Source organism: Amycolatopsis sp. FU40, from assembly GCF_021903635.1.
GTDB classification, from domain to species: domain Bacteria; phylum Actinomycetota; class Actinomycetes; order Mycobacteriales; family Pseudonocardiaceae; genus Amycolatopsis; species Amycolatopsis dendrobii.
On the sequence record NZ_CP091381.1, the window covers coordinates 7,488,596 to 7,512,568 of the forward strand.

Consider the following 23,973-nt stretch of genomic DNA (forward strand, 5'->3'; position numbering starts at 1 on the left):
CTCCCCACGATCGTCAGCCCTCAGGGAATCGGATCAACGGCGGATGGGCAAGGGGCCGGGCGGAGTAGTGCGCGGGGGTCCTTCGCTCGGTTACTGGCCGCTTGCGGATGACTACTGGATTGATCCACTGTCCGAGCGATCTCGCTGGAACCCGCCCTCCTGGGGTGGGCGTGACTGCTATGGTCACTTGCCGAAGCTGATCAAGAACAGAGGGTAGGCCGCCCCCGTGAAGCCGCGGCCCGTGCGGGGAGGCACGACAATGCCAGACGGAACGAACAGCGGACTGCAGGGCGTCCAGAACCAGCTCATCTCGACCGCCCCGACCGCTCCTCCGCCCGGATCCGGGCTCATCGCGGGAGCCAACGCGGCCACGCCACCACCACCTCCGCCGAATTTCGCGGCCCTCGGGTCAGGCCAGGCCAAAGCGGACTTCGCGGCGGCCGCGTCCAACGGCGGCTGGGAATTCAACCCAGAGGCGATGGACAAGGTGATCCAGCAGCTCGAGGACAGCCTCGACAACGAGTACTCGAGGGCCCGGACCATCGCGATTCAGTTCGCGCAACTCGGCCAGCCGGGTTCGGACACCGTCACGACGGCATACTCGAAGGCGGCGGATCGCGCGACCACCGCGTACAACGAATTTCTCCGCGGAACGGTCGACTACCTGGATTCTTATGTCCAAACCCTCAAAGACATCCGAACCGCTTACGTGAAGCAGGACCACGCCGCGATCGACGCGCTGCGCGGAACCCGAAAGGTCGACTGAATGCGAATTCGTCGCGTCTGCCAACTCGTGCTCGCCGGTGGGGGTGCGCTGCTGCTGGCGGCTTGCGGAGGCGGCTCGACCGGAGGACAACCGACCCCAGCGCCAGCCAGTTCCCAACCGGCAGAAGGCATGCTCGCCCCGAAGGTCGCAGTGCCGCTGACCAACACCGCCCCGTACGAAGCCGACCCCTGCTCCGCCCTCCCGACGTCCGAGGTGGAGAAGGCGGGCGGCAAGGTCAAAGGCACCTCTGTCGCTCAGTCGATCGTCGGCAAATCCTGTCAATGGACGTTCGACGGAGGCGGCGGCAACGTCAGTGCCGGCTTCTTCTCCGGGAACAAGCGCGGTCTCAACAGCCTCTACCTGGAGAACCAAGCAGGGAGGCTGACCACTTTCAAGCCGCACGCGCCGATCCTCGGGTATCCGTCGGTCGTCTACAGCAAGGGTGACGAAGGAACCGGCTCGTGCGCGCTGGCGGTAGGGGTGCGCGACGACCTCACCTACACCGTCAATACTCAGCTGCGGTCGGGAAGCCCCGCGGTAGCCGACCCGTGCGGCATGGCGGAGAAGCTGGCTGCCGCCGAGATCACCCGGCTGAAGGCAGGTTGAGGTGGCGGTCACCGGTCATGACATCTACAACCAGCTGCACAGCCCTGGCGACACGACCGGCCTGGACGCGATGGGCGGCGGATGCGGCGACCTCAAATCCATCCATAACGCGGTAGCCGCCAAGCTCACCGAAAGCCAAGCGGCGCTCAACTCCTTCTGGAAAGGGCAGGCCGCCGAGACCGGCAAGGCCGGGCTGGCCCCGTTGATCGCCACGTCGCACATCGCGGCGGAAAAGATGGACTCGATGCAGAAGTCCATCGCGGAGCAGTCGGCAGCGTTCAACTACGTGAAGAACGCTGTTGTACCCGTCGCGGAGACCAGGCCTGACGACCAGAAGCTCTCGGACTACGTTTCGCTCGGAGCGAGCGACGACGAGATCGCCGCCGCGGAGTTCGACGACAAGACCAAGAAGAACGTCGAGGCCTACGGCCAGTACCAGCTGAGCACCGATCCCCGAACCCAGACCATGCCCATGGACTATCCGGCCGCGCACGATCCGGATGTGTCCTCGACGGGCATTACCCCGGATCAGCCGACTCCCGGGACCGCGACCGGGCGGATCGGCTCCGGTATTGGCCACCATTCGTCCGGTGGCGGTTCGTCGCACAACTACGGCGGCGGCTACAGCAGCGGGCCCAGCGCCTACTCCGCTCCTCCCGGGGCGGCTGGCATGCAGGCGCCACCGCCGCCCGGGCATGGCGGGGTCGTGACTCCGCCCGTGTCGCCGCCTAATGACAGCACCAGGGCGGCTTGGGCTGATCCCACGCCGCCTCCGTCAACGCCTCCCACTTGGCAGCCGCCGTCCTCGTCTCCGGTTGGCGGGAATCCTGGGACGGGCGGGGTGAACGGCGGTTTCGGTCCGGTCAGCGGGTTCGGCGGCGGCTTCGGGCCGACCGCCGGCGGGAGTGGCAGTGGCGGGTTCGGCCCCGGCGGGTCCGGTTCCGGTGGCGCGGGCAGCAGTGCCGGACCGCGGGGTGTCGGAGGCGGTACTGGTGCCGGGGCGCTCGGCGAGAGTGCGGGTGCAGCGAGGCCTGGCGCGGGTGGTGCCGGCGCGGCCGGAGCGAAAGGTCAGCCCGGGATGGGCGGCATGGGCGGCGGCGGCAAGGGCGGCAAAGGCCCTGAGGACGAGGAACATCAGCGCAAAATCCTGCTGGCCGAAGAAGACCCGGATTCGATTTTCGGGGGTTACGACGGCAATCGGCCTACGCCGCCGGTTATCGGGGCCTAGCGGAATGGCGAGGGGAGGAAAAGCCGGTGCTGCGCAAGCCCGTTGAGCTGAGCCTGCAAACCTTCGAAGTGCTGCTGGAACGCCTGAACCTCGGCGACATCCATCCGACGCTGGTTCGCGGCGCTCTCTGGTACTCGCCGGAGGAAAGACGGCAACTGGCGGCTGACACCGACCGCGAACTGCATAATGTCGGGCTGATGCAGCGTGGACGGCTCAGCGACGAGTTCGTCGAGACGATGCATTTGCTGCAGCGTCCGGGTGTCGAGTACTACTCATGGGTGAAATCGGATCGTGGCGAGCGGACGGTGCGTGCCGCCGCGAGCGGCCGGGACGCGGCGACTGTCGTTGCGGTGAACCAGAAGTTGTACATCGCGCCGTGTTCGGCGGATACGTTGGTTCGGGAGTTCATCGCGCTGCTGCCGGAGGCTCAGGCTGCGCGGGTTCTTTCGCTTAACTGTTCCGACGAGGACCTCAACCTGGTCAAGAACGGCAGCCAGCCGTCTGGGCGGACGAGTCCGAGTGTTCGGGACGCCAAGCAGGTACTGCAGTGGCTTGACAAGCCGCACACGTACTTCGGGCGGCTGTACGTCGCGGTCCGGGACAGTCGCGGGAAGCGGCGGCGCAACGAGAATCCGCCGGGGTGGGCGGATATGGAGGAGGGGCGGATCCTGTTCGGGGTGGACAAGTCCGGATGGATCAGCTTGGCCGGGGCTGGGCCGCAGGAGATGGCGAAGAAGGTGCAGCAGTTGGAGAACGAGCTGCGTTCTGGACGGTGAGCTGCCCATCACCGCCGTTATCTAGCGCCGGGAATGCTCTGCCATCGCACGGTGCACCAGCCGTGCCTGCGCCCAATCGCCACCACTGCCGAGGTTGAGTCTGGCCCTTGCCGTGCCGTAAGCACGGCACAGGTGGAAGGGTTAGGGACCAAGGTCGTCAACGCCGCGATGGAGGGCGACCAGAGCGGGAAGAGTTGCGTGGACCTACGCCGGCGAGTACGGCACCGCCAACGCTGGCCTTGCTCCCGGCAACAAGGACGGCCTCAGCAGCCGGTACGCCAGCAGCGAAGACGGCACATTAGCTTCGCTCACCCCGCTGTCAGCTACGCGCAGGGAGGGGAGGGAGAAGGCGTCTGCACACTGGCAGCCGGAGTCCGGGACGATCTTCTCTTCACTGTGATTGCCCGGCTGGACACCGGAAATCCGCATTTTTCCAACCCGTCTCGGCCAAGATCGCCAGTTTCGGCATCCAGCACCTGAAATCCACACACCACTCATAAAAAGGGCCGCCCGGAGAATCTCCGGGCGGCCCCACGAACCTCAAGCGTTCGGGTTCAGCACCCGAGCCAAGAACGACTTCGTCCGTTCATGCTTCGGATCCCCGATCACCTCGTCCGGAGAACCAGACTCCACGACAACCCCGCCGTCCATGAAGAAGACCTTGTCGGCCACCTCGCGGGCGAACTGCATTTCGTGGGTTACCACGACCATCGTCATGCCGTCCTTGGCCAGTTGGCGCATGACGCCGAGGACGTCGCCCACCAACTCCGGGTCCAAAGCGGACGTCGGCTCGTCGAAGAGCATCAGCTTCGGTTGCATCGCCAGCGCTCGTGCGATGGCGACCCGTTGCTGCTGGCCGCCCGAAAGCTGGCCGGGGTAGGAACGGGCCTTGTCCGCCAGGCCGACGCGGTCCAGCAGTTCCAGAGCCCGTTCCCGGACCTGGCCCCGAGGCTCCCGGCGGACCTGGACCGGGGCCTCCATGACGTTTTCCAGCGCCGTCATGTGCGGGAACAAATTGAACCGCTGGAACACCATGCCGATGTTCTTGCGCTGCTCAGCGATTTCCTTGTCGCGCAGCTCGTGCAGCCTGCCGCCGCGTTCGCGGTAGCCGACTAGCACTCCGTCGACATACAGCCTGCCCGCGTCGATTTTCTCCAGGTGATTGATACAGCGCAGCAGGGTGGACTTGCCGGAACCGGACGGGCCGATCAGGCAGAGCACCTCTCGGTCGTGCACTTCCAGGTCGATGCCCTTCAGCACGTCGAGCGAGCCGAAGCTCTTGCACACCTTTTGCGCGGAAACGACGGGAGTCACTGCACGCTACCCCCGGATCCGCTGCCGCCACTGCCGAAGCGGAAGCCCAGCATTCGCGCTCCCCACTTGTTCTTCTGTGCGGTCGCCCGTGAGGTGCCGCGGGCGAAATACCGCTCGATGTAAACCTGCACGACCGTCAGCACCGACGTCATGAACAAATACCACGTCGCCGCGACGATCAGCAGCGGCACTGTCTTGTAGTTCTGCGAATAAATCGTCTGCGCCGACACGAACAGCTCGAAGTATCCGATGACGACGACCAGCGACGTGGTCTTCAACATCGAGATGGTCTCGTTGCCGGTGGGCGGGATGATCACCCGCATCGCCTGCGGCAGGATGATCCGGCGCAAGGTCTTGCCCCGGCTCATGCCCAGCGCGGACGACGCCTCCAGCTGACCGCTGTCGACGGACTGGAGGCCGCCGCGGACGATTTCCGCCATGTACGCCGCCTCGTTCAGGCCGAGGCCCAGCAACGAGGCGACGAACTGGTTGATCAGCGTGTTCGTGTCCCAGCTGATGAAGGTCGGCCCGAACGGGATGCCGAGGCCGATTTTCGGGTACGCCAGCGCCAGGAAGTTCCAGATCACCAGCTGAGCGATCAACGGCGTGCCGCGGAACAGCCAGATGTAGATCGACGCTGCGCCCGACATCAGCAGGTTCGGCGACAGGCGCATCACCGCGAGCAGTACGCCGCCGACAATGCCGATGAGCATCGAGAGCACCGTGAGCAGCAACGTGTTCCGCAGGCCGTTGAGAATCCGGTTGTCGAAGAGGTACTCGCCGACGACCGGCCACTGCAACGCGGAATTCGTGACGACGCTGCGGATCACGATGAACGCGACGAACACGATGATCACGCCGGCGATCCAGCGTCCGTAATGCCGGACCGGGACCGCCTTGATCGGGGTGGTGTCGACCTCCTGCCAGGAATCGGCGGGGCCGGGGGGAGTGGACACGAGTAACTAAGTCCTCAGTTTCGTCAGGAAGCGGACGGGTTGATCTCCGACTTGGTGATGGCACCGGAACCCGACAAGCCCCACTTGTCCAGGATCTTCTTGTAGATTCCGCTGTCGATCAGCTTCTGCACGGCGCCCTGCACGGCCTTGCCGAATTCGCCGCTGCCCTTCGGGAGCACGATCCCGTACGGCGCGGTGTCGTACGGCGCGCCCGCGGACTCCAGCTGACCGCTGGTCTGCTTCACCGCGTAGTCGATGACCGGCGAGTCGGCCAGTTCGGCCTGCACGCGCTTCGCGGTCAGCGCCAGGTTCACGTCGGTCTGCGCCTGGAACTGGGTGATGTTGATCGGCTGCTTGCCCGCCTTGGTGCACGCGGTGTTGCGCTTGCCGAGATCGTCGACCTGCGTGGTGCCCTTCTGCACGGCCACGTTCTTGCCGCACAGGTCGTCCACCGAGATTTTGTCCGGATTGCCCTTGAGCACCGCGAGCGAGGTGCCCGCGCTGTAGTACGAAATCATGTCGACGGTCTGCATCCGCTCGGCGTTGATCGTGAACGACGAGATGCCCATTTCGTACTTCTTCGCCGAAATACCGGGAATGATGCCGTCGAACGCCGAGTTCTGGAACTCCGTCTGCACGCCGAGCACCTGGCCGACCGCGGTGGCGAGGTCGACGTCGAAGCCGGTCGCCTTGCCGTTCTCGACGAATTCGTTCGGCGGGTAGGTCTGGTCCTGCCCGATCACGATCTTGCCGTCGGCCTTGATGTCGGCGGGCACCATCGCGGCCAGCGCCGCGTCCTTCTGCGCGGTCGGCGCGCTTTCGGCTCCGCCGGGAGCCTGGCTGGAACCCGCGTCGGTGCCGCCAGATCCGTTGCCGCCCGCGCCGCACGCCATCGTCATGCCGACCAGCGCGAAAGCGGGGAGAAGGGCGAGTGCCTTCATTTGCTGTCCTCGGGCCACTTCGTCACTCCTCGTAGTTCTCAAGGGCTGAGAGCTGGCATATTGCCACTCGGAAGCGGGTATGCACAGCACTGGTGCGTCACGGGGAAGTTTCGCACAGGACTTGCCGGAAGACGGGTGTCACGGCCGCTCGGCGCGGTAAGTCAGGATGTCTCCCATGAACAGCAACCCCGGTCCCCGGCTGCCGCCAGCCGGACGACGTGCGCGAACGGTGAAAGGCCGCCGCGCGGCCCGGCCCGGCGCGCAGTTCGACGGCTACCTCGCCCCGGAGCGGCCGCACGCCGGCGCGTACGACGAGATGTTCGCGCCCGACGGCACGGTTCGCGGCCCGTATCGCGCGCTGTACGGCTCGATCGCCGCGCTCGACGCCAGCGACCTCACCAATCGCTCGCAGGCGCTCGACCGGGCGATGGTGGACCAGGGGATCACGTTCTCGCTGTCCGGCCAGGAACGGCCGTTTCCGCTCGACCTCGTGCCCCGCGTCATCCAGGCGACCGAATGGTCCCGGCTCGAACGCGGCGTGACACAGCGTGTCCGGGCGCTGGAGGCGTTCCTCGCCGACGTCTACGGCGACCGGCAGATCCTGCGCGACGGCGTCCTGCCGCGCAGGCTGATCACCTCGTGCGAGCACTTCCACCGCGAGGCATACGGGATCAAACCGCCCAACGGCGTGCGGATCCACGTCTCCGGCGTCGACCTCGTCCGCGACGAAGAGGGCACGTTTCGCGTCCTGGAGGACAATCTCCGCAACCCGTCCGGCGTGTCCTACGTGATGGAGAACCGGCGCACGATGGCGCGCGTGTTCCCGGACCTGTTCGCGCGACACCGGGTCCGGCCGGTCGGTGACTACGCGTCACATCTGCTTCGCGCACTGCGAGCGGCGGCCGCGCCGAACGTCGCCGACCCGATGGTCGTCGTGCTCACCCCCGGCGTCTACAACTCGGCCTACTTCGAGCATTCGCTGCTCGCCCGGCTGATGGGCGTCGAGCTGGTCGAGGGCCGCGACATGTTCTGCCGCGACAACGTGGTCTACCTGCGCACCACCGAGGGCGAACGCCAGGTCGACGTCATCTACCGGCGGATCGACGACGAGTTCCTCGACCCGGTGCACCACCGGCCGGATTCGGTGCTGGGCGTCGCGGGCATCCTCAACGCGGCTCGCGCGGGCAACGTGGTGGTGGCGAACGCGGTCGGCAACGGCGTCGGCGACGACAAGCTCGTCTACACCTACGTGCCGGAAATGGTGCGCTACTACCTGAACGAGAAACCCATCCTGCCCAATGTGGACACTTTCCGGTGCTGGCTGCCGGACGAGTTCGACCACGTCATGCAGCACGCCGACGAATTGGTGATCAAACCGGTCGAGGGCTCCGGCGGATACGGCATCGTCTTCGGACCGGACGCGTCCAAAAAGGAGCTCGACGCGTTGCGCCGAAAGGTGCGCGCGAACCGGCGCGGCTGGATCGCGCAGCCGGTGGTGCAGCTGTCGACCGTTCCGTCCAAGGTGGACGACCGACTCGCGCCGCGACACGTGGACCTGCGGCCGTTCGCGGTCAACGACGGCAAGGAGATCTTCGTGCTGCCCGGCGGGCTCACCCGGGTCGCACTGCCCGAGGGCAGCCTCGTGGTGAACTCGTCGCAGGGCGGCGGTTCGAAGGACACCTGGGTGCTCGCTTCGCGGTCCTCGACCTCCGAGCAGGAACTCGACCGTCCCGCGCTCGGTGACGTGTCCGTTGTGGACGGTGTCGCCGCGGAACAGGGCCCGGAACTGTCCACGTCGCAGCAGCAACAACAGCAACAGCAGAGCTGAGGGAGGGAAATCCATGATGCTGGCCCGCAACGCGGAGTCGCTGTACTGGATCGGCCGTTACGTCGAACGCGCCGACGACACCTCCCGCATCCTGAACGTTTCGGTGCATCAGCTGCTGGAAGACGCGAGCGTCGATCCGGACCACGTCAGCCGTCAGCTGCTCGCCGTGCTCGGCATCCCGTTCGACGCGGGTGACGCGCTCGACGTGTGGAAGCTGACCGAACTGGTCGCCTACGCGAAGGACAATCCGTCGTCCATCGTCGGTTCGATCAACTCCGCGCGCGAGAACACCCGCGGCGCGCGCGAGGTCGTTTCGACCGAGCTGTGGGAATGCCTGAATGCGACCTGGAACGCGGTGCCCGACCGGCAGCGTTACGCCCGCCGCGCCGGACCGCACGCCTTCTTGTCCTTTGTGGAGGAACGGGCGGCGATGTTCGCCGGGCTCGCCGATTCCACGATGAGCCGCGACGACGGCTGGCTGTTCCTGGTGCTCGGCCGATCGGTTGAACGTGCGGACATGGTGGTGCGGCTGCTGCTTTCGCGGGTTTCCGACCGCGCGTCGTCGCCGGGGTGGATGACCGTGCTTCGCTCAGCGGGTGCGCAGGACACCTATCTGCGCACCAATCGCGGCGCACTCGACGCGGCGCGCGTGGTGCAATTCCTGCTCCGGGACACGTTGTTCCCGCGTTCGGTCTTCCACGCGTTGCGCCAGGCGGAGGATTGTTTACGCCAGCTCGATCCGGGAATCAACGCTCGGGGCAACGAAAAGTCCGAGGCCGTCCGGCTGCTCGGCCGCGCCCGCAGCGAGCTGGAATTCCTCCACCCCGCGGCACTGCTGGACGACCTGCCGCGCCGGCTGCGCGGATTGCAGGAAGCGATCAAGGAAATCGGGGAAGCGGTGTCCATGCAGTACTTCCACACGTCGCCGTGGGTGGCGTGGAGCGGTGCGGAGGTGTCCCTGTGACCTGGCAATTGCGGGTGACGCACCGGACCGGCTACCGGTACGCGACGCCGGCCACCCAGTCGTACAACGAAGCCCGGCTCACCCCGCGCTCGGACCGGCGGCAGACCACTTTGGCCACCCGCATCGAAACCTCGCCAGCCACCCGGGCTTATCGCTACACCGATTACTGGGGCACCGACGTCACCTCGTTCGACCTGCACGCGCCGCACACCGAGTTCACCGTGCTCGCGACGTCGGTGGTGGAGACCGCCGACGAAGCCGAACCGGTGCGTTCGGCGACGTGGAAGGACCTGCAGAGCGAGACCGTCCGCGATCAGCGCACGGAGTATTTGACGCCGACGCCGTACACGCCGAACGACCAGGAACTGTCCAAACAGGCCCGAGCGCTGCGCAAGGGATTGGACCCGGCGGACGCGGTGCTCGCGATCTGCGGCTGGGTGAACGAGCAGTTGAAATACCAGCCGGGCACCACCGGCGTGCACAGCACGGCGACCGATTCGTGGCGGGCGCGCGAGGGCGTGTGCCAGGACTTCGCGCACGTCACGCTGGTGATGCTGCGGGCGATCGGCATCCCGGCCCGGTACTGCTCGGGGTACCTGCACACCAAACCGGAGGCCAAGCTCGGCGAGAAGGTGGAGGGCGAGAGCCACGCCTGGGTCGACGTGTGGACCGGCGGCTGGTGGGCGCACGATCCGACGAACGCGATCCCGGTCGGGCCGCGGCACGTGTGGGTCGCGACCGGCCGGGATTACGCGGATGTGGCTCCGCTGAAGGGGATCTTCACCGGGGCCAGCCAGTCCACTTTGGATGTTTCGGTGGAACTGACCCGGATGGCTTGATCACGCGGTCTGGCGGCGCCGGGAAACTGTCAACAGCCACAACAGATACCCGCCGCCCAACGCGGCCGCGACGACGCCCACCGGCAGCAGCGAAGCGTCCAGCACCCGCTGGCCCACGAAGTCCGCCGCCAGCACCAGCACCGCGCCCATCGCCGCGGAGGCGAGCAGGTTCGGGCCTGGTCGACGGGTCAGGCGGCGAGCGAGTTGCGGCGCGGCAAGGGCGACGAACGGGATCGGCCCGGCCGCGGCGGTCGCGGAAGCGGCCAAAGCCACTGCGGCCAACAGCACCACCGCGCGCACTCGTGGCACCGCGACCCCGACGGCGACCGCCGCGTCGTCGCCCATTTCCAGCATTCGCAGCGCGGGCTGGTGCACGAAGATGAACGGCGCGAGCACCACGACGGCCAGGCACAGCGGGATGAAGTAGTTCCAGTCGCGGCCAGCAAGATCACCGGTCAGCCAGCCGACCGCCTGTGCCGCGGCTTCGAGTTTCGCTTGCACCAGCAGATAACCGTTCACCCCGGCCAGCACCGCGCTCACCGCGATGCCCAGCAGCACCAGCCGTGAGCTGAGCAAACCGTGCGGGGCGCACAGCGCGGTGACCAGCAACGCGGTGAGCAGGCCGCCCGCGACCGCGCCGACCGACACCAGGCCGGGGCCCGCGCCGAACAGCAGGATCATCATGATCCCGCCAGTCGCCGAGCCGGTGGTGAAGCCGATGATGTCCGGGCTGCCGAGCGGATTCCGGGTCACCGTCTGGAAAACCGTCCCTGCCAGCGCGAGCGCGACGCCGACGAAGATCGCCACCAACGCGCGCGGCAGGCGACCGGTGACCACCAGGTACTGCGCCTTCGTGCCGGATCCGGCGAGCGTGCGCAGGACTTCGAGCGGCGACATCTCGTAATCGCCGGTGCCCACGGCGAGCACCAGAAGCACCGCCGCCACCAGCGCCAGCAAACCGACGACCAGCCACGTCCTCATCGCCGCACCGCCTTCAGCCGCCGCGCCACGATCACGAAGGCGACGCCGCCGATCACGTCCGTCATCAGGCCCACCTGGATTTCGCCATTCCCGCCGAGCAGCCGCCCGAGCACGTCGCAGCCGAGCAGCAGCACCGGCCCGAGCAGCGCGGACAACGGCAGCACCCACCGTTCGTCCTGGCCGACCAGCGCGCGCACGACGTGCGGGATCATCAGCCCGACGAACGCGATGGGTCCGCACGCCGCGGTCGCCGTCGCGGAGAGCAGGCCGACCGCGATCATGCCGACCGCGCGGGTCAGCGCCGGGTTCGCGCCGAGGCCGCGCGCGCTGTCGTCGCCGAGCGCGACCGCGTTGAGCGGCCGGGCGAGCACTCCCGCGACCACCAGCGCGGCCAGGAAGAACGGCAGCAGTCCCGCCAGACTGCCGAGGTTCCGGTTCACCAGCGAGCCGACGAGCCAGTACCGCATCTGGTCGAGGCTGTGCGTGTTGATCATCTGCATGCCCTGGTTGATCCCGACGAACACGGCCTGGACCGCGACGCCCGCGAGCACCAGCCGCAGCGGGCTCACCGACCCGCCGATCACCGTGACCAGGACCGTTCCGGCCAGCGCGCCGAAAAACGCGAACCACACCAGTTGCTGCGGCGAAGACACCGAGAACACCGCGCCGCCCAGGACGATCGCTACCGCCGCGCCGTGGTTGATGCCGAGCAGGCCGGGGTCGGCGACCGGGTTGCGGGTGATCGCCTGCAGCAGCGCGCCGGCCAGCCCGAGCCCGACGCCGACGGCGAGGCCGAGCAGCGTCCGCGGCAGCCGGTCGTCGCGGATGACGACGTCGGAGAACGTGCCGCTGTAGGAGAACAAGGCGTGCCACACGCTGCCGAGCGGCAACCGGTTGGAGCCGAAGGCGATGGACAGCACCACCACCGCGACGAGTGCGACGAGCGCCGCGACCAGGACTGTCGCGCGGACGCCCCAGCGCCGGGATGTGACGCGCTCCCCAAGCAGGACCATGGCGTTAACCCTAAGGCAAGGCTAACCTCAGGCGGTACCTCACCCGATCCTCCGGAGTTCCGATGACCCTCTCACCGGCGCGGCTGTCCCGCCGCGGCTTTCTCGCAGGCACCGCCGCCGCGGGCACCCTCGGCCTGCTGAGCGCCTGCGGGTACAAAGACGACCAGCCCGCTGCCGGCGACGGCGCGACGTGGTCCTTCACCGACGACCGCGGCCGCAAGCTCGACGGCAAGCGTCCCGAACGGATCGTCGCACAGGTGACCGCGGCGGCCGCGCTGTGGGACTTCGGGGTGAAATCGGTGGGCATCTTCGGCCCGTCGAAGCTCCCGGACGGCAAGACCGATCCGCAGGCGGGCGGCGTCGACCTGAAATCGGTGACCTCGCTGGGCAACGTCTGGAACGAGTTCAACTTCGACAAGTTCGTCTCGCTGAACCCGCAACTGCTGGTCAGCGTGATCTACCTGAAGCAGCAGATGTGGTACGTGCCAGACACCTTGGCGGACAAGGTGGACAAGGCCGCGCCGAGTGTCGGCATCGGACTGCAGGACATCTCGATGCCGCAGGGGATCGCGAAGTTCGAGGCGCTGGCCAAGGCGCTCGGTGCGAACGTCGCGACGCCGGAGATCCAGCAGGCCAAGGAAAAGTACGAGGCTGCGGACGCCAAGTTCGCCGACGCGGTGAAGAAGACGGCCGGGCTGAAGGTCGTGCTGCTGTCCGCGCAGAAGGACACGGTGTACGTGGCCAATCCGGCGAAGTTCGCGACCTCGAAGCACTACCAGGACAAGGGGATGCAGTTCGTCCTGCCGGAGAAGCCCGACGAGAGCCAGGGCGGCTACTACGAACAGGTGAGCTGGGAGAACGTCGGCAAATACTCGGCCGACGTGATCATGTACGACTCGCGCGGCGGTTCGCTGTCGCTCGGCCCGGACGGGCTCGGCGGCGTCCCGACCTGGCAGCAATTGCCCGCGGTGAAGGCGGGCAAGCTGATCCCGTGGAACAACGAGACGCCGTTCTCGTACCAGCGGTTCGCGCCCGAGCAGACCCGCATCGCCGACGCCCTCGCCAAGCTGGCCTAAAGCACACCCCAATGTGGCATTGGGTGCATGTGACGCACCCAATGTGGCATTGGGTGCGTGAGATGCACCCAATGCCACATTGGGGCGTTCGCCGGGTCAGCTGCGGGCGTGCGCGTCCAGCACGTGCGCCACCGCTTCGGTGACCTGCTGGGCGTAGTCCAGGTTCAGCCACTCGTCCGGCACGTGGATGTTCGAATCCGCCCCGCACGCGCCGGTGACCAGGAACTGCGCCTCCGGGTACTTCTCGCCGAGCATGCCCATGAACGGGATCGTCCCGCCCATGCCCGTGGCGCGGTGCGGACGGCCGAACACCTCGTCGTCGACCCGGCGCAGCGCGTCGGTCAGCCACGCGGCTTCCTCCGGCGCGTTCCAGCCGTTCTCGGCCTGCTGGCCGTCGGCGATGGTGACCTTCGCGCCGTACGGAACGTCCGTGGTGAGCACGCGCTTGATCGCCGCCAGCGCGTCGTCCGCGACCGCGGTCGGCGGCAGGCGGAAGCTGAGCGTGAGCGTGGTGCTCTGCCGCAGCACGTTGCCTGCCTCGGCGGGCTTCGGAAGTCCTTCGCCGCCGATGATCGACAGCGTCGGCCGCCAATAGTTGTTCAGCAGCAGCTCAAGCGCGTCCTCCGACACCGTCTTTCCGCCGCTCACCAACGGGAACGCGGTGCGCAGCGCATCCGGGGCCACCTCCGCGACCGCCTCGATCTCGGCCCGGCGGCTGGCCGGCACCTCGACGTTCAGCTCGGACAGCTTGATCTCGCCGGTTTCCGCGTTCTCGATCCGCTCCAGCAGCTGCCGCAGCACGCGGAACGAGCTGGCGACGACACCGCTGGCCAGCCCGGAGTGCTGTGCGGTGGCGAGCAACTGGACGTTGACCGTCAGGTGCACCATGCCGCGCAGGCTCGTGGTGAGCCACAGCCGCTCGTAGTCCATGCCGCCCGCGTCGAGGCAGACGACGAGGCCGACTTCGCCGAGCCGTTCGCTCAAGTGCTCCAGGTAGGCGGGCAGGTCCGGACTGCCGGATTCCTCGCCGGTTTCCAGCAGCAGCGCGATTCGCGCGTGCTCGCCGCCTGCGGCGTGCACCGCTTCCAGCGCGGCACTGGCCGCGTACCCGGAGTAGCCGTCGTCGACCGAACCGCGGCCGTACAGCCGCCCGTCGCGGATCACCGGGGTCCACGGGTCGAGGCCTTCGGACCAGCCGCCGACCGGAGGCTGCTTGTCCAAGTGGCCGTACATCAGGACCGTGCCCTTGCCGGTCGCGCCCGGGGTGGCCGGCACGTCGACGTACAGCAGCGGGGAACGGCCTTCCAGCTCGACGACCTCGATCCGCGCGCCCGGCAGGTCGCGCCCTTCGAGGTAGCTCTTGACGTGCTGGACAGCGGCGGCGAGATGCCCGGTCGACGCCCAGTCCGCGTCGAACGCCGGGGACAGCGCGGGGATCGCGACCAGACCGGACAGGCTCGGCGTGACGTCGTTGATCCACGTCGAGACCACGGATTCGCGTACGGATTTTTGTTCCACAGCGCCATCTTGCCACGGTGACCGACGTCACCGGCACGAGTGAACGTCGTGAGTGCGCAGTCCGCTCGGCCGCGCCGGTGCCGCCGGCGAGGGCAGGTAGGACGCGGGATGGCCGCCCGACCATCGCCTCTCCCATACTCGGGCTTCCAAACGTTTCCCCTGTTCAGCGAGGTTTTCTCAGCAACAAATCAGCAACTGCGGCTCTCCATCGGAGCAATTCTCGTGCCAGGATGTGGCCACGAACCGTCAACGCCGACGGTGACCGGGGTGCCTCGGACCCGAGGCGCCGGTCCCCGCCGGTGCAGTCGCTGTGGCCGCCACAAGCGGCCGTCAGAGGCGCCGACACCGAGGAGAACAGCTCATGCCGTCCGAACAGTGGACGCACCCGGAACCTGGAGACGGCCCGGCCGCCGTAGCGGCCCAGCCTTCCCCCGAACAGGTGATCGCCGGTTTGCGAGCGACAAGTGAAGGTGGCGCTGAGCTCACTCAGCTGCTCACCCCCGAGGGCCAGCGGGTCCCGTCCGAGCGGTTCGACCGCTACGTCGAGGACGTGGACGACGAAACGCTGAAGAACCTCTACCGCGACATGGTGCTGGTGCGCCGCGCGGACCGCGAGGCCAACGCGATGCAGCGCCAGGGGCAGCTGGGCATCTGGGTGCCGCTGCTCGGCCAGGAAGCCGCGCAGGTCGGGTCCGGTCGCGCGCTGCAGCCCCGCGACATGGCGTTCCCGAGCTACCGCGAGCACGGCGTCGCGTACACGCGCGGCATCGACATGCGCGACCTGATCGGGATTTTCCGGTGCACTGACCACAGCGGCTGGGACTACCAAGCCCACCGGTTCCACCCGTACACCATCGTGATCGGCAACCAGGTGCTCAACGCGGCCGGTTACGCGATGGGCCAGAAGTTCGAGGGCAAGGTTGGCGACGAGGGTGGCGAGGCCACCATCTGTTACTTCGGTGACGGCGCGACTTCGCAGGGCGACGTCCACGAAGGATTCGTCTGGGCAGCGGTGTACGACGCCCCGCTGGTCTTCTTCTGCCAGAACAACCAGTGGGCGATTTCCGAGCCGACCGAACGCCAGTCGCGGCTGCCGCTGTACCAGCGCGCCCGCGGTTACGGCTTCCCCGGCATCCGCGTGGACGGCAACGACGTCCTCGCCTGTCTCGCGGTCACCCGCTGGGCGCTGGAGGAATGCCGGCACGGCAACGGCCCGGTCCTGATCGAGGCGTTCACCTACCGGATGGACGCGCACACCACGACCGACGACCCCACCCGCTACCGGCTCTCGGACGAGCTGGAGGAGTGGAAGCTCAAGGACCCGATCGAGCGCGTCCGCGCGTTCCTGGCCCGCGGCGGACACGCCGACCAGGCCTTCTTCGACAGCGTCCAGGCCGAGGCCGACCAGTTCGCCGCTGAGCTGCGCGACTACACGTTCAACATGCCGGAGCCGCCGCCGGATCGGGTGTTTTCCCAGGTGTACGCAGAACCTTCGCCGGTGCTGGAAGCGCAGCGCGAGGAGTATCTGTCCTATCTCGACGGTTTCGCGGCGGCAGGTGAGCACTGATGACTGACTTGCAGAAGCTCACCATCGGCAAGGCGCTCAACCTCGGTCTCCGTCGCGCGATGGAGGAGGACCCGAAGGTCCTGATCATGGGGGAGGACGTCGGCAAGCTCGGCGGCGTCTTCCGGATCACCGACGGGCTGCAGAAGGACTTCGGCGAGCAGCGCGTGCTGGACACGCCGCTGGCCGAATCGGGCATCATCGGCACCGCGGTCGGCCTCGCCGTGCGCGGTTTCCGGCCGGTGTGCGAAATCCAGTTCGAAGGCTTCATCTTCCCCGGCTTCGACCAGATTTCCTCGCAGCTGGCGAAACTGCACTACCGCACGCAGGGCAAGGTCAAGATGCCCGTCGTGATCCGGGTGCCCTTCGGCGGCGGGATCGGCGCGGTGGAGCACCACTCGGAATCGCCGGAATCGCTGTTCTCGCACATCGCCGGGCTCAAGGTGGTGTCGATTTCGAACGCGGTGGACGCCTACTGGGGCATCCAGGAGGCGATCCGTTCGGACGACCCGATCCTCTTCTTCGAGCCCAAGAAGCTGTACCACTCGGGCGCGCTGAAGATGGAGGTCGACACCTCGACGGCACCGTCGCGGGTGTTCGCGTCGCAGGTGGTGCGCGCGGGCACGGACGCCACCGTGGTCGCGTACGGCCCGTCGGTGAAGGTGGCACTCGACGCCGCCACTGCCGCCGAGGCCGAGGGCAAGTCGCTGGAAGTCATCGACCTGCGCACGCTCTCGCCGCTCGACCTGGGGCCGGTGTTCGAATCGGTCCGCAAGACCGGACGGCTCATCGCGGTCAGCGAAGCGCCGTCGGAATCCTCGCTGACCTCGGAGATCGCGGCCCGGGTCCAGCAGGAATGCTTCTACTCCCTTGAGTCCCCCGTCCTGCGCGTGACCGGATTCGACACGCCGTACCCGCCTGCGAAGCTCGAGGAGCACTACCTCCCCGACCTCGACCGGGTCCTGCACGCTGTCGACCGATCTCTCGCCTGGTAAGGGGGTTCTGCAAGAAATGCCCGAGTACAAACAGTTCCCCTTGTCGGACACGGCGGAGGGGCTCACCGAGGCCGACATCCTCGCCTGGCGCGTGAAGCCGGGCGACACGGTCACGGTCAACCAGATCGTGGTCGAGGTCGAGACCGCGAAGGCCGCGGTCGAGCTGCCGATCCCGTGGGCCGGTGTGGTCACCGAGCTGCACGTGGAACCGGGGCAGACGGTCGAGGTCGGCACGCCGATCCTGACCATGGACGTGGACCCGGACGGGAAAGCCGCGCCCGCTCCTGCCGCTGAGCCCGCTGCCGCGGCTCCGGCTGCTCCGGTTGCTCCGGCCGAGGAGGAGATGAAGCCGCTGGTCGGCTACGGCTCCAAGGCGGCCGGGACTACCCGGCGGGCGCGCAAGGGAGCCACCCCCGCTCCTGCCGCAGCACCGGCTCCGGCGCCCGTCGCGGCCGCTCCCGCACCGGTGGCCGAAACCCCGCGCGGCGGTTACGTCCCGCTGGCCAAACCGCCGGTCCGCAAGCTGGCCAAGGACCTCGGCGTCGACCTGCACTCGCTCACCGGCAGTGCGGACGGCGGCGTGATCACCCGGGAGGACGTGCACCGCGCCGCCAACGGTTCCGCCGCGCCCGCGGTGTCCACTGTGGAGAGTGGCTACGACCCGGCGACCCGCGAACGGCGCGTGCCGATCAAGGGCGTCCGCAAGGCGACCGCGGCCGCGATGGTGCAGAGCGCGTACACCGCTCCGCACGTCACGGAGTTCCTCACCATCGACGTCACGCCGATGATGGAACTGCGCGAGAAGCTCAAGAAGTCGCGTGAATTCAGCGGCGTCAAGCTCACTCCGCTGGCGTTCGCGGCGAAGGCCGTGTGCCTAGCGGCGAAGCGCACGCCGGACGTCAACGCGGTGTGGGACGAGGCCGCGCAGGAGATCGTCTACAAGGATTACGTGCACCTCGGCATCGCGGCGGCGACCCCGCGCGGTCTCGTGGTGCCGAAGATCCGGGACGCGGATTCCTTGTCGCTCAAGGAACTCGCGGTCGCGCTCACCGAGCTGACCGACGTCGCGCGCGAGGGCAAGACGACGCCGGCGGCGATGCTGGGCGGCACGTTCACGATCACCAACGTCGGCGTCTTCGGCGTCGACACCGGCACGCCGATCATCAACCCGGGCGAGTCGGCGATCCTGGCGGTCGGGGCGATCCGCGACACCCCATGGGTGGTCGACGGCGAGATTCAGGTGCGCAAGGTGATGCAGCTGTCGCTGAGCTTCGACCACCGGGTGGTCGACGGGCAGCAGGGGTCGGAGTTCCTCGCCGACGTCGGTGCGCTGCTGGCCGATCCGGCGGTCGCGATCACGTACTGAGCCGAGGGGCCGTGTCCGCCTGGGCGCGGCCCTTCGTTTTATCCCGTTGACGGAGTGAGTGCTCACTCCGTACCGTGGAGAGCATGGAGACGAGAAAACGAGCGCCCGGGATGGCGCCGGACGACCGGCGGCGGATGATCGTCCGCGCGGTGCTTCCGCTGGTCGTCGAGCACGGCCGCGGGGTCACGACCGCGCAGATCGCCCGCGCCGCCGGGATCGGCGAGGGCACCATCTTCCGGGTTTTCCAGGACAAGGACGAACTGTTCGACGCGTGCGTGGAAGCCGCGCTCGATCCGGCGGAGGCACTGGAGATGATCGGGGAGATCCCGGCTGAACTGCCGTTGGAGAAGCGACTGGCGGAGGCCGCCGAAGCGATGAACGCGCACCTCCAGCGCATGGGCGCGGTGATGGCCGCGACGATGAAGGGACGGACGCGCGCCGCCGCGGAAGAGGCGCGCAACCGCAAGTCAGTGACCGGGGACAGCAGGCGCGAGTCGCTCGAGGCGATGCAGCGCGCGGTGCGGGAACTGTTCGTCCCGGACGCCGCCCGGCTGCGGATGCCGGTCGACAAAGCTGCTTCGCTGTTCCTGGCGCTGCTGTTCACGCAATCCCGCCCGATGCCGGGCGCCCCGACTACCGACGAGGTCATCGACGTCTTCCTGCACGGTTCGGTGCTGGCGTGATCCCCGGCGGTGGGGGCGGGATCGAGATGGCCCTCGGCCGCCGCGGTCGCAGGCGGATGGCGCAATCCGTGCCGGACAGCGGACTCACCGGGCCGGTCGACATCCCGGAACCGGAGCAGCCGGAACAGCCGAAAGGCCTGCGGGCGCGGCTGTCGCGGATGCGCACTTCGGTGGCGGGCACCGTCCGCGGCCTGCCGAAGGTCGCGAAGCTGACCTGGCAGGCCAGCCCGACGCTGACGATCGTGCTCGCGGTGATCACGCTGGCGTCCGGCCTGCTGCCGACGGTCACCGCGTACATCGCGAAAGTCCTGCTCGACTCGGTGGTCGCGGCGATCCAGCATCGCGGGTCGACCGCGGACATCGTGCGCATCACGCTGTTCCAGTTCGGCGTGCTGGCGGCGACCGCGATCAGCAGCGCGCTCACCACGATCGCACAATCCCTGTTGCAGGAACGGATGACGCTCACCATCCGGCACCAGGTCATGAAGCACGCGAGCGATCTGCACCTGGCGTACTTCGAGGGTTCGGCGTCGTACGACATGCTGCGCCAGGCCGCGCAGGAAGCGCCGACGCGTCCGTTGTCGATGATGACCTCGGCACTCGGCCTGATCCGGACGATGATCACCTTCGCCAGCATGATCGCGCTGCTGGTGTCGATCAGCCCGCTGCTCGCGCTGGTCGCTTTGCTGGCCCCGATTCCGGCGTTCATCTCGCAGTCGAAGTACGGTTCGCGGGCGTTCTGGCTCACGTTCATGATGTCGCCGATCAAACGGCGGATGGACTATCTGTCCTCTTTGGTCACAACGGATACGTATGCCAAGGAGACCAAGCTGTTCGGGCTCGGCCCGTACTTCGTGGACCGGTTCCGGAAGCTCGGCGTGGTGGCTTACGAACGGCAGCGGAAGCTGACGGTGAAACGGAATGTCAGCTCGACGTCGTGGGGATTGCTGAGCACGCTGGTCGGCTCTGGGATCGCGTTGTACATCGCACTGGAAGCGGTCGGCGGACGGCTCACGCTGGGCGATCTGGCGCTGTACACCGCCGCCGCGACGTCCGTGCAAAGCTCGGTGACCGGGTTGTTCACCGCGTTTTCCGGGATGTACGAGAACAATCTCTACCTGGACACGCTGTACAAATTCCTCGACACCACACCGGAAATCACCGCACCGGCGAAGCCGCGGCCGCTTCCGTCCACTGTGGAAGGACATATCCAGTTCGAATCGGTGAGCTTCAGCTATCCGGGTGCGGACGAACCGGCGCTGCACGGGGTGAGCTTCGAGATCCGTCCCGGCGAAACCGTCGCCGTGGTGGGCCGCAACGGCGCGGGCAAGTCGACGCTGTTCAAGCTGCTGTGCCGGCTTTATGACCCGACAGCGGGCCGGATCCTGCTGGACGGCGTGGACATCCGCGAGTACGACCCGGTCGAATTGCGCACCAAGATCAGCGCGATGTTCCAGGATTACGTGACCTACCAAGGAACCGCGGCGGAGAACATCGGTCTCGGCGACCTGAACCGGCTCACCGATCGCGAGCACATCGAGGACTCCGCCCGCCGCGCCGGAGCCGACGAGCGCATCGCCCGGCTGCCGACGGGGTACGACAGCCCGCTCGGCCGGTGGTTCGACCAGGGCGTGTCGCTCTCCGGCGGGGAATGGCAGAAAATCGCGCTGGCCAGGGCTTTCCAGCGCGAGGCCCCGATCCTGATCCTGGACGAGCCGACGTCGGCGCTGGACGCGCAAGCCGAGCACGACCTGTTCGACCGGCTGCACACGTTGTCGCGCGGGCGGACGACGCTGTACATCTCGCACCGGTTCTCGACGGTCCGCCAGGCCGAGCGCATTCTGCTGCTGGACCACGGGAAGGTCGCGGAATACGGCACGCACGAAGCGCTGATGGCGGCCGACGCCGGGTACGCGGAACTGTTCACGCTGCAAGCGGAGGCGTACTTGAGGTGACTATCTTGGGGTGATCAGCCGAGGGGGTTTCGTGCTCATCACCACTCAAGACCTGGGGGTCACCGCGGGCGAGACAGTGCTGTTCAGCGGTCTCGACCTGGCCGTCGACGCCGGCGAATGCCTGGTCGTCCGCGGTGCCAACGGAGCGGGCAAATCGACGTTGCTGCGCTGTCTCTACGGGAATCAGGCGCCGACGTCCGGTTCCGTGTCCGTCTGCGGCGGACCGCCGGACGAGCGGTCCGCCGCTTTCCGTCGCCGGGTTTCCGTCCTTTTCGACGATTCGGCGCTCTTCGACGAGCTCACCCCGCGCCAGCATCTCGACCTGCTGCGCAATTCCTTCGGCGGCGAACTGGCCGAAGGCCCGGTTCCGGCTCCCGATGTGCCCGCGGCGGAACTGTCCGCCGGACAACGCCGCCGGCTCCTGCTGCACGCCGCGGTCGCGCGTCCGCACGAAGTGCTCTTGCTGGACGAACCGGAACGCGCCCTGGACGCCGAGGGCCGCGCCTGGCTGTCCACCTTGGTCCGCACCAGCACGGAGCGCGGCGCGGCGGTCGTGGTGGCGAGCCATCACCCGCCGCTCGCGGACGAGGTCGCGGATTACGTGGTGGACCTGTGAAACGCCCGGATCTGGTCCTGGCGCTGGTCATCGCGGCCGGCCTGCTGGGATCGCCGTTCTACAACACCGAACTGGTGCGCAGCCAGCTGATCGGCAACGCACCGGTGGGCGCGCTCGGCAGCGTGCTCGTGCTGTGCATCTCCCTCGCCCTGGCCTGGCGGGCAACGCTGCGCCGCGGGTACGTCTGGGCCCATCCGGCCACGCTGACCTGGGACGATTTCGACGGCCAACGCCCTGCCGTGCTCACCCGACGGCTCGTACTGGACTGGGCTGCCCGGTTCGCGGTGGCGGCTTATTTCTTCGCCGTGTCCGGGATGCTGATCGGCTTCCCCAGCTCGGTTGCCGGCCCGATCGCGCTCCTCGTGGTCATCGCCGCGCTGGCCTTGCTGATGGGCCGCCGCCGCTCGTTCCCCAGCGAATCCCTTCTCCCGCTTACCCTCGCGCTGGTGTTCGTCGTTCCACTGTGGACATATGTGGCCGCGGCCGCCCTCGCGGCGGTCGCCTTGGCCCGGTCTTCTTCCTTGTCGCACACGGCTTCCCGCGACACCCTGATCCGGCACTACACCGAGCGCATGGTGCGCCGGACGTCCGCCGCCTTCCTCGATGTCTGGGCGCTGCTCCCGGCCGGACGTCCGGTGCCGTGGCGGAATGCGCTCGCCAGCCGGTTCGTCGTCACCCGATACGTCGTCACCGGAGTCCTCGCCCGGCGCTCCGCACTCGGCCTGCCGGTCTTCTTGGCCCTCGCCGTCGTCGCCACCCACGCGACCTTCCCGGCGGTCACGTCGGTCTGGCTGATCGGCATCGGCGGCTACCTCAGCCTGCTGCCGTTCACCGCCCCGGTCGCGCAGCTGCATCGGGTACCCGGACTGCGTCGGTGGCTAGCCGCGTCCGACCTGCAGCTACATGCCGTGACCTGCGCTTTTCTCTGTGTCCTTGCCCTGCTCTGGACCGGCGTCGTCCTGCTGCTCGGCATCCCAGCGTCACTCGGCACGATCGCGGCGGCCCTGATCGCGGCGCTGTCCGCCGTCCGCTCGGTGACCCGCGGCCCGCTCGACTTCAGCTCGATGGGAATGGTGCTGTACGAGGGCGTCCTGATCCCCGCGGGCCTGGTGCGGCAACTCGTCCGAGGCCCGGAACTCCTTGTGCTGGGATTAATTGCCGCGAGCTTTGTCCCGGTCTAGCCCTACGCTCCCCACCCATGGGGCGACGCATCATGGTCACCGGATGCTCCGGTGCCGGAAAATCCACCCTGGCCAGGCAGATCGGCGCAACCCTCGACCTCCCGGTCACGCATCTGGACCGGCTCTACTGGCGTCCCGGCTGGATCCCGGCCCCGCCCGAAGAGTTCCGAGCCGCGGTCGCCGAAGCCGCCAGCACGGACAGCTGGGTGATCGACGGCAACTACAGCAAGACCTTTGACCTGCGCCTGCCGTTCGCCGACACCGTCGTGCTGCTGGACGCGTCGCGCTACACCTGCCTGCTCCGCGCCGTGCGGCGGCAGCTGCGCGAATGGGGCCAAGAGACGCAGGCCGCCGGATGCGTGTCGAAGATCGACGCCGAACTGGTCCAGTGGATCTGGAAATGGCCGACCCGCCGTCCGCTGATGCTGCAGCGGATCGCCGCCGAAGCCCCGTCCGCGCGACAGGTGCTGCTGCGCTCGCCACGCGAGGTGGCCGCCTTCCTGCAGAGTCTGCGGTGATCGCATGACGGCCTGATGCATAGAGGACGGGAGCGGCCGCGGAGACCGCCGCATAACTGGAAGCCGAGCTGGAGCGGTATCCCGAGGAACGGGGACCGATCCTGATCGAGGCAGCCACGGCGTGGCGTCAGGCCGGTGACGACGACCGCGCCATCGCACTGCTCGCCCAGGCTGCCGCTCTGGACGGCGAGGACGGCGGCAACGCCCGGGCAGAACTCGCCGAGCTGCTGTTCGATCTCGGCCGGGCCGAGGATCTGGTCGGGTCTTTCGCCGAGCCAGCGCCGCCCGG

The 23,973-nt window shown here is 67.9% G+C and carries 22 protein-coding genes; 16 read left to right on the forward strand and 6 right to left on the reverse strand.

The annotated features are described in order from the left end of the window. The first annotated feature begins 259 nt into the window (after positions 1-259). Genes L3Q65_RS35260 through L3Q65_RS35275 form a run of 4 tightly spaced genes read left to right on the forward strand, consistent with a single transcriptional unit; the run spans position 260 to position 3,376 of the window. On the forward strand, positions 260-766 hold the full coding sequence (locus L3Q65_RS35260; RefSeq protein ID WP_182892896.1) for a PE domain-containing protein: 507 nt from the start codon (positions 260-262) through the stop codon (positions 764-766). Continuing rightward, the gene (locus L3Q65_RS35265) at positions 767-1,372 is read left to right on the forward strand and encodes a DUF3558 domain-containing protein (RefSeq protein WP_182892897.1); all 606 of its coding nucleotides are present in this window, start codon (positions 767-769) and stop codon (positions 1,370-1,372) included. Position 1,373: 1 nt separating this feature from the next. Then, positions 1,374-2,600, forward strand: coding sequence for a hypothetical protein (locus tag L3Q65_RS47440; RefSeq protein WP_182892898.1), 1,227 nt, complete (start codon positions 1,374-1,376; stop codon positions 2,598-2,600). Positions 2,601-2,626: 26 nt separating this feature from the next. After that, positions 2,627-3,376, forward strand: coding sequence for an ESX secretion-associated protein EspG (locus tag L3Q65_RS35275; RefSeq protein ID WP_182892899.1), 750 nt, complete (start codon positions 2,627-2,629; stop codon positions 3,374-3,376). A 540-nt stretch (positions 3,377-3,916) separates the two neighbouring features. Here the strand turns inward: L3Q65_RS35275 and L3Q65_RS35280 are convergent. The 3 genes from L3Q65_RS35280 to L3Q65_RS35290 are packed head-to-tail and all read right to left on the reverse strand — an operon-like array spanning position 3,917 to position 6,587. Continuing rightward, positions 3,917-4,690 (reverse strand): amino acid ABC transporter ATP-binding protein, encoded by a 774-nt coding sequence (locus tag L3Q65_RS35280; RefSeq protein WP_182892900.1) that lies wholly within the window; start codon positions 4,688-4,690, stop codon positions 3,917-3,919. Continuing rightward, complete coding sequence (locus tag L3Q65_RS35285) at positions 4,687-5,646, reverse strand: amino acid ABC transporter permease (protein WP_182892901.1); 960 nt, start codon at positions 5,644-5,646, stop codon at positions 4,687-4,689. Before L3Q65_RS35285 ends, L3Q65_RS35280 begins: the two co-directional genes overlap by 4 nt. 23 nt (positions 5,647-5,669) lie before the next feature. Then, the gene (locus tag L3Q65_RS35290; protein ID WP_182892902.1) at positions 5,670-6,587 is read right to left on the reverse strand and encodes an ABC transporter substrate-binding protein; all 918 of its coding nucleotides are present in this window, start codon (positions 6,585-6,587) and stop codon (positions 5,670-5,672) included. Positions 6,588-6,753: 166 nt separating this feature from the next. Here L3Q65_RS35290 and L3Q65_RS35295 point away from each other — a divergent pair, with 166 nt between their 5' ends. From L3Q65_RS35295 to L3Q65_RS35305, 3 genes are read left to right on the forward strand one after another with little or no spacing between them, the layout of a single operon-like run. Beyond that, positions 6,754-8,415 (forward strand): circularly permuted type 2 ATP-grasp protein, encoded by a 1,662-nt coding sequence (locus L3Q65_RS35295; protein WP_037808973.1) that lies wholly within the window; start codon positions 6,754-6,756, stop codon positions 8,413-8,415. A 16-nt stretch (positions 8,416-8,431) separates the two neighbouring features. Next, on the forward strand, positions 8,432-9,379 hold the full coding sequence (locus L3Q65_RS35300; protein ID WP_182893031.1) for an alpha-E domain-containing protein: 948 nt from the start codon (positions 8,432-8,434) through the stop codon (positions 9,377-9,379). After that, positions 9,376-10,218, forward strand: coding sequence for a transglutaminase family protein (locus L3Q65_RS35305; protein ID WP_182892903.1), 843 nt, complete (start codon positions 9,376-9,378; stop codon positions 10,216-10,218). Before L3Q65_RS35300 ends, L3Q65_RS35305 begins: the two co-directional genes overlap by 4 nt. Here L3Q65_RS35305 and L3Q65_RS35310 read toward each other — a convergent pair whose 3' ends face one another. Then, positions 10,219-11,199: an iron chelate uptake ABC transporter family permease subunit gene (locus tag L3Q65_RS35310; protein WP_182892904.1), complete on the reverse strand. Its 981-nt coding sequence runs from the start codon at positions 11,197-11,199 to the stop codon at positions 10,219-10,221. After that, complete coding sequence (locus L3Q65_RS35315; RefSeq protein WP_182892905.1) at positions 11,196-12,212, reverse strand: iron ABC transporter permease; 1,017 nt, start codon at positions 12,210-12,212, stop codon at positions 11,196-11,198. The genes L3Q65_RS35310 and L3Q65_RS35315 overlap by 4 nt, the downstream gene beginning before the upstream one ends. Before the next feature lie 62 nt (positions 12,213-12,274). Between L3Q65_RS35315 and L3Q65_RS35320 the strand changes: the two genes are divergently transcribed. Then, positions 12,275-13,288, forward strand: a complete 1,014-nt coding sequence (locus tag L3Q65_RS35320) for an ABC transporter substrate-binding protein (protein ID WP_182892906.1) — start codon at positions 12,275-12,277, stop codon at positions 13,286-13,288. A gap of 96 nt (positions 13,289-13,384) precedes the next feature. Here L3Q65_RS35320 and L3Q65_RS35325 read toward each other — a convergent pair whose 3' ends face one another. Beyond that, complete coding sequence (locus L3Q65_RS35325; protein ID WP_237597628.1) at positions 13,385-14,806, reverse strand: M20/M25/M40 family metallo-hydrolase; 1,422 nt, start codon at positions 14,804-14,806, stop codon at positions 13,385-13,387. Between the two features lie 361 nt (positions 14,807-15,167). Between L3Q65_RS35325 and pdhA the strand changes: the two genes are divergently transcribed. The 8 genes from pdhA to L3Q65_RS35365 all read left to right on the forward strand — a co-directional run bounded on the left by pdhA (position 15,168) and on the right by L3Q65_RS35365 (position 23,684). Continuing rightward, the gene (gene pdhA / locus L3Q65_RS35330) at positions 15,168-16,373 is read left to right on the forward strand and encodes a pyruvate dehydrogenase (acetyl-transferring) E1 component subunit alpha (RefSeq protein ID WP_182892908.1); all 1,206 of its coding nucleotides are present in this window, start codon (positions 15,168-15,170) and stop codon (positions 16,371-16,373) included. Next, positions 16,373-17,365, forward strand: coding sequence for an alpha-ketoacid dehydrogenase subunit beta (locus tag L3Q65_RS35335; RefSeq protein WP_182892909.1), 993 nt, complete (start codon positions 16,373-16,375; stop codon positions 17,363-17,365). Before pdhA ends, L3Q65_RS35335 begins: the two co-directional genes overlap by 1 nt. Before the next feature lie 16 nt (positions 17,366-17,381). Then, a complete protein-coding gene (locus L3Q65_RS35340) occupies positions 17,382-18,731 on the forward strand; it encodes a dihydrolipoamide acetyltransferase family protein (protein ID WP_237597629.1) in 1,350 nt (449 codons plus the stop codon). Positions 18,732-18,841: 110 nt separating this feature from the next. After that, complete coding sequence (locus L3Q65_RS35345) at positions 18,842-19,414, forward strand: TetR/AcrR family transcriptional regulator (protein WP_237600981.1); 573 nt, start codon at positions 18,842-18,844, stop codon at positions 19,412-19,414. A gap of 20 nt (positions 19,415-19,434) precedes the next feature. Next, a complete protein-coding gene (locus L3Q65_RS35350; protein ID WP_304504589.1) occupies positions 19,435-21,369 on the forward strand; it encodes an ABC transporter ATP-binding protein in 1,935 nt (644 codons plus the stop codon). Between the two features lie 31 nt (positions 21,370-21,400). Next, the gene (locus L3Q65_RS35355; protein ID WP_237597630.1) at positions 21,401-21,985 is read left to right on the forward strand and encodes an ATP-binding cassette domain-containing protein; all 585 of its coding nucleotides are present in this window, start codon (positions 21,401-21,403) and stop codon (positions 21,983-21,985) included. Further along, positions 21,982-23,166: a hypothetical protein gene (locus L3Q65_RS35360; protein WP_237597631.1), complete on the forward strand. Its 1,185-nt coding sequence runs from the start codon at positions 21,982-21,984 to the stop codon at positions 23,164-23,166. The genes L3Q65_RS35355 and L3Q65_RS35360 overlap by 4 nt, the downstream gene beginning before the upstream one ends. Before the next feature lie 17 nt (positions 23,167-23,183). Next, entirely contained in the window at positions 23,184-23,684 is a 501-nt protein-coding gene (locus L3Q65_RS35365; protein ID WP_237597632.1) for a DNA topology modulation protein FlaR, read from the forward strand. Positions 23,685-23,973: the final 289 nt, after the last annotated feature.

Coding starts and splice junctions, on each gene's coding strand:
- L3Q65_RS35340 (WP_237597629.1), top strand. CDS start 17,382: ATGCCCGAGTACAAACAGTTCCCCTTGTCGGACACGGCGGAGGGGCTC.
- pdhA (WP_182892908.1), top strand. CDS start 15,168: ATGCCGTCCGAACAGTGGACGCACCCGGAACCTGGAGACGGCCCGGCC.
- L3Q65_RS35310 (WP_182892904.1), bottom strand. CDS start 11,199: ATGAGGACGTGGCTGGTCGTCGGTTTGCTGGCGCTGGTGGCGGCGGTG.
- L3Q65_RS35295 (WP_037808973.1), top strand. CDS start 6,754: ATGTCTCCCATGAACAGCAACCCCGGTCCCCGGCTGCCGCCAGCCGGA.
- L3Q65_RS35320 (WP_182892906.1), top strand. CDS start 12,275: ATGACCCTCTCACCGGCGCGGCTGTCCCGCCGCGGCTTTCTCGCAGGC.
- L3Q65_RS35265 (WP_182892897.1), top strand. CDS start 767: ATGCGAATTCGTCGCGTCTGCCAACTCGTGCTCGCCGGTGGGGGTGCG.
- L3Q65_RS35290 (WP_182892902.1), bottom strand. CDS start 6,587: ATGAAGGCACTCGCCCTTCTCCCCGCTTTCGCGCTGGTCGGCATGACG.
- L3Q65_RS35345 (WP_237600981.1), top strand. CDS start 18,842: ATGGCGCCGGACGACCGGCGGCGGATGATCGTCCGCGCGGTGCTTCCG.
- L3Q65_RS35315 (WP_182892905.1), bottom strand. CDS start 12,212: ATGGTCCTGCTTGGGGAGCGCGTCACATCCCGGCGCTGGGGCGTCCGC.
- L3Q65_RS35260 (WP_182892896.1), top strand. CDS start 260: ATGCCAGACGGAACGAACAGCGGACTGCAGGGCGTCCAGAACCAGCTC.
- L3Q65_RS35335 (WP_182892909.1), top strand. CDS start 16,373: ATGACTGACTTGCAGAAGCTCACCATCGGCAAGGCGCTCAACCTCGGT.
- L3Q65_RS35300 (WP_182893031.1), top strand. CDS start 8,432: ATGCTGGCCCGCAACGCGGAGTCGCTGTACTGGATCGGCCGTTACGTC.
- L3Q65_RS35365 (WP_237597632.1), top strand. CDS start 23,184: ATGGGGCGACGCATCATGGTCACCGGATGCTCCGGTGCCGGAAAATCC.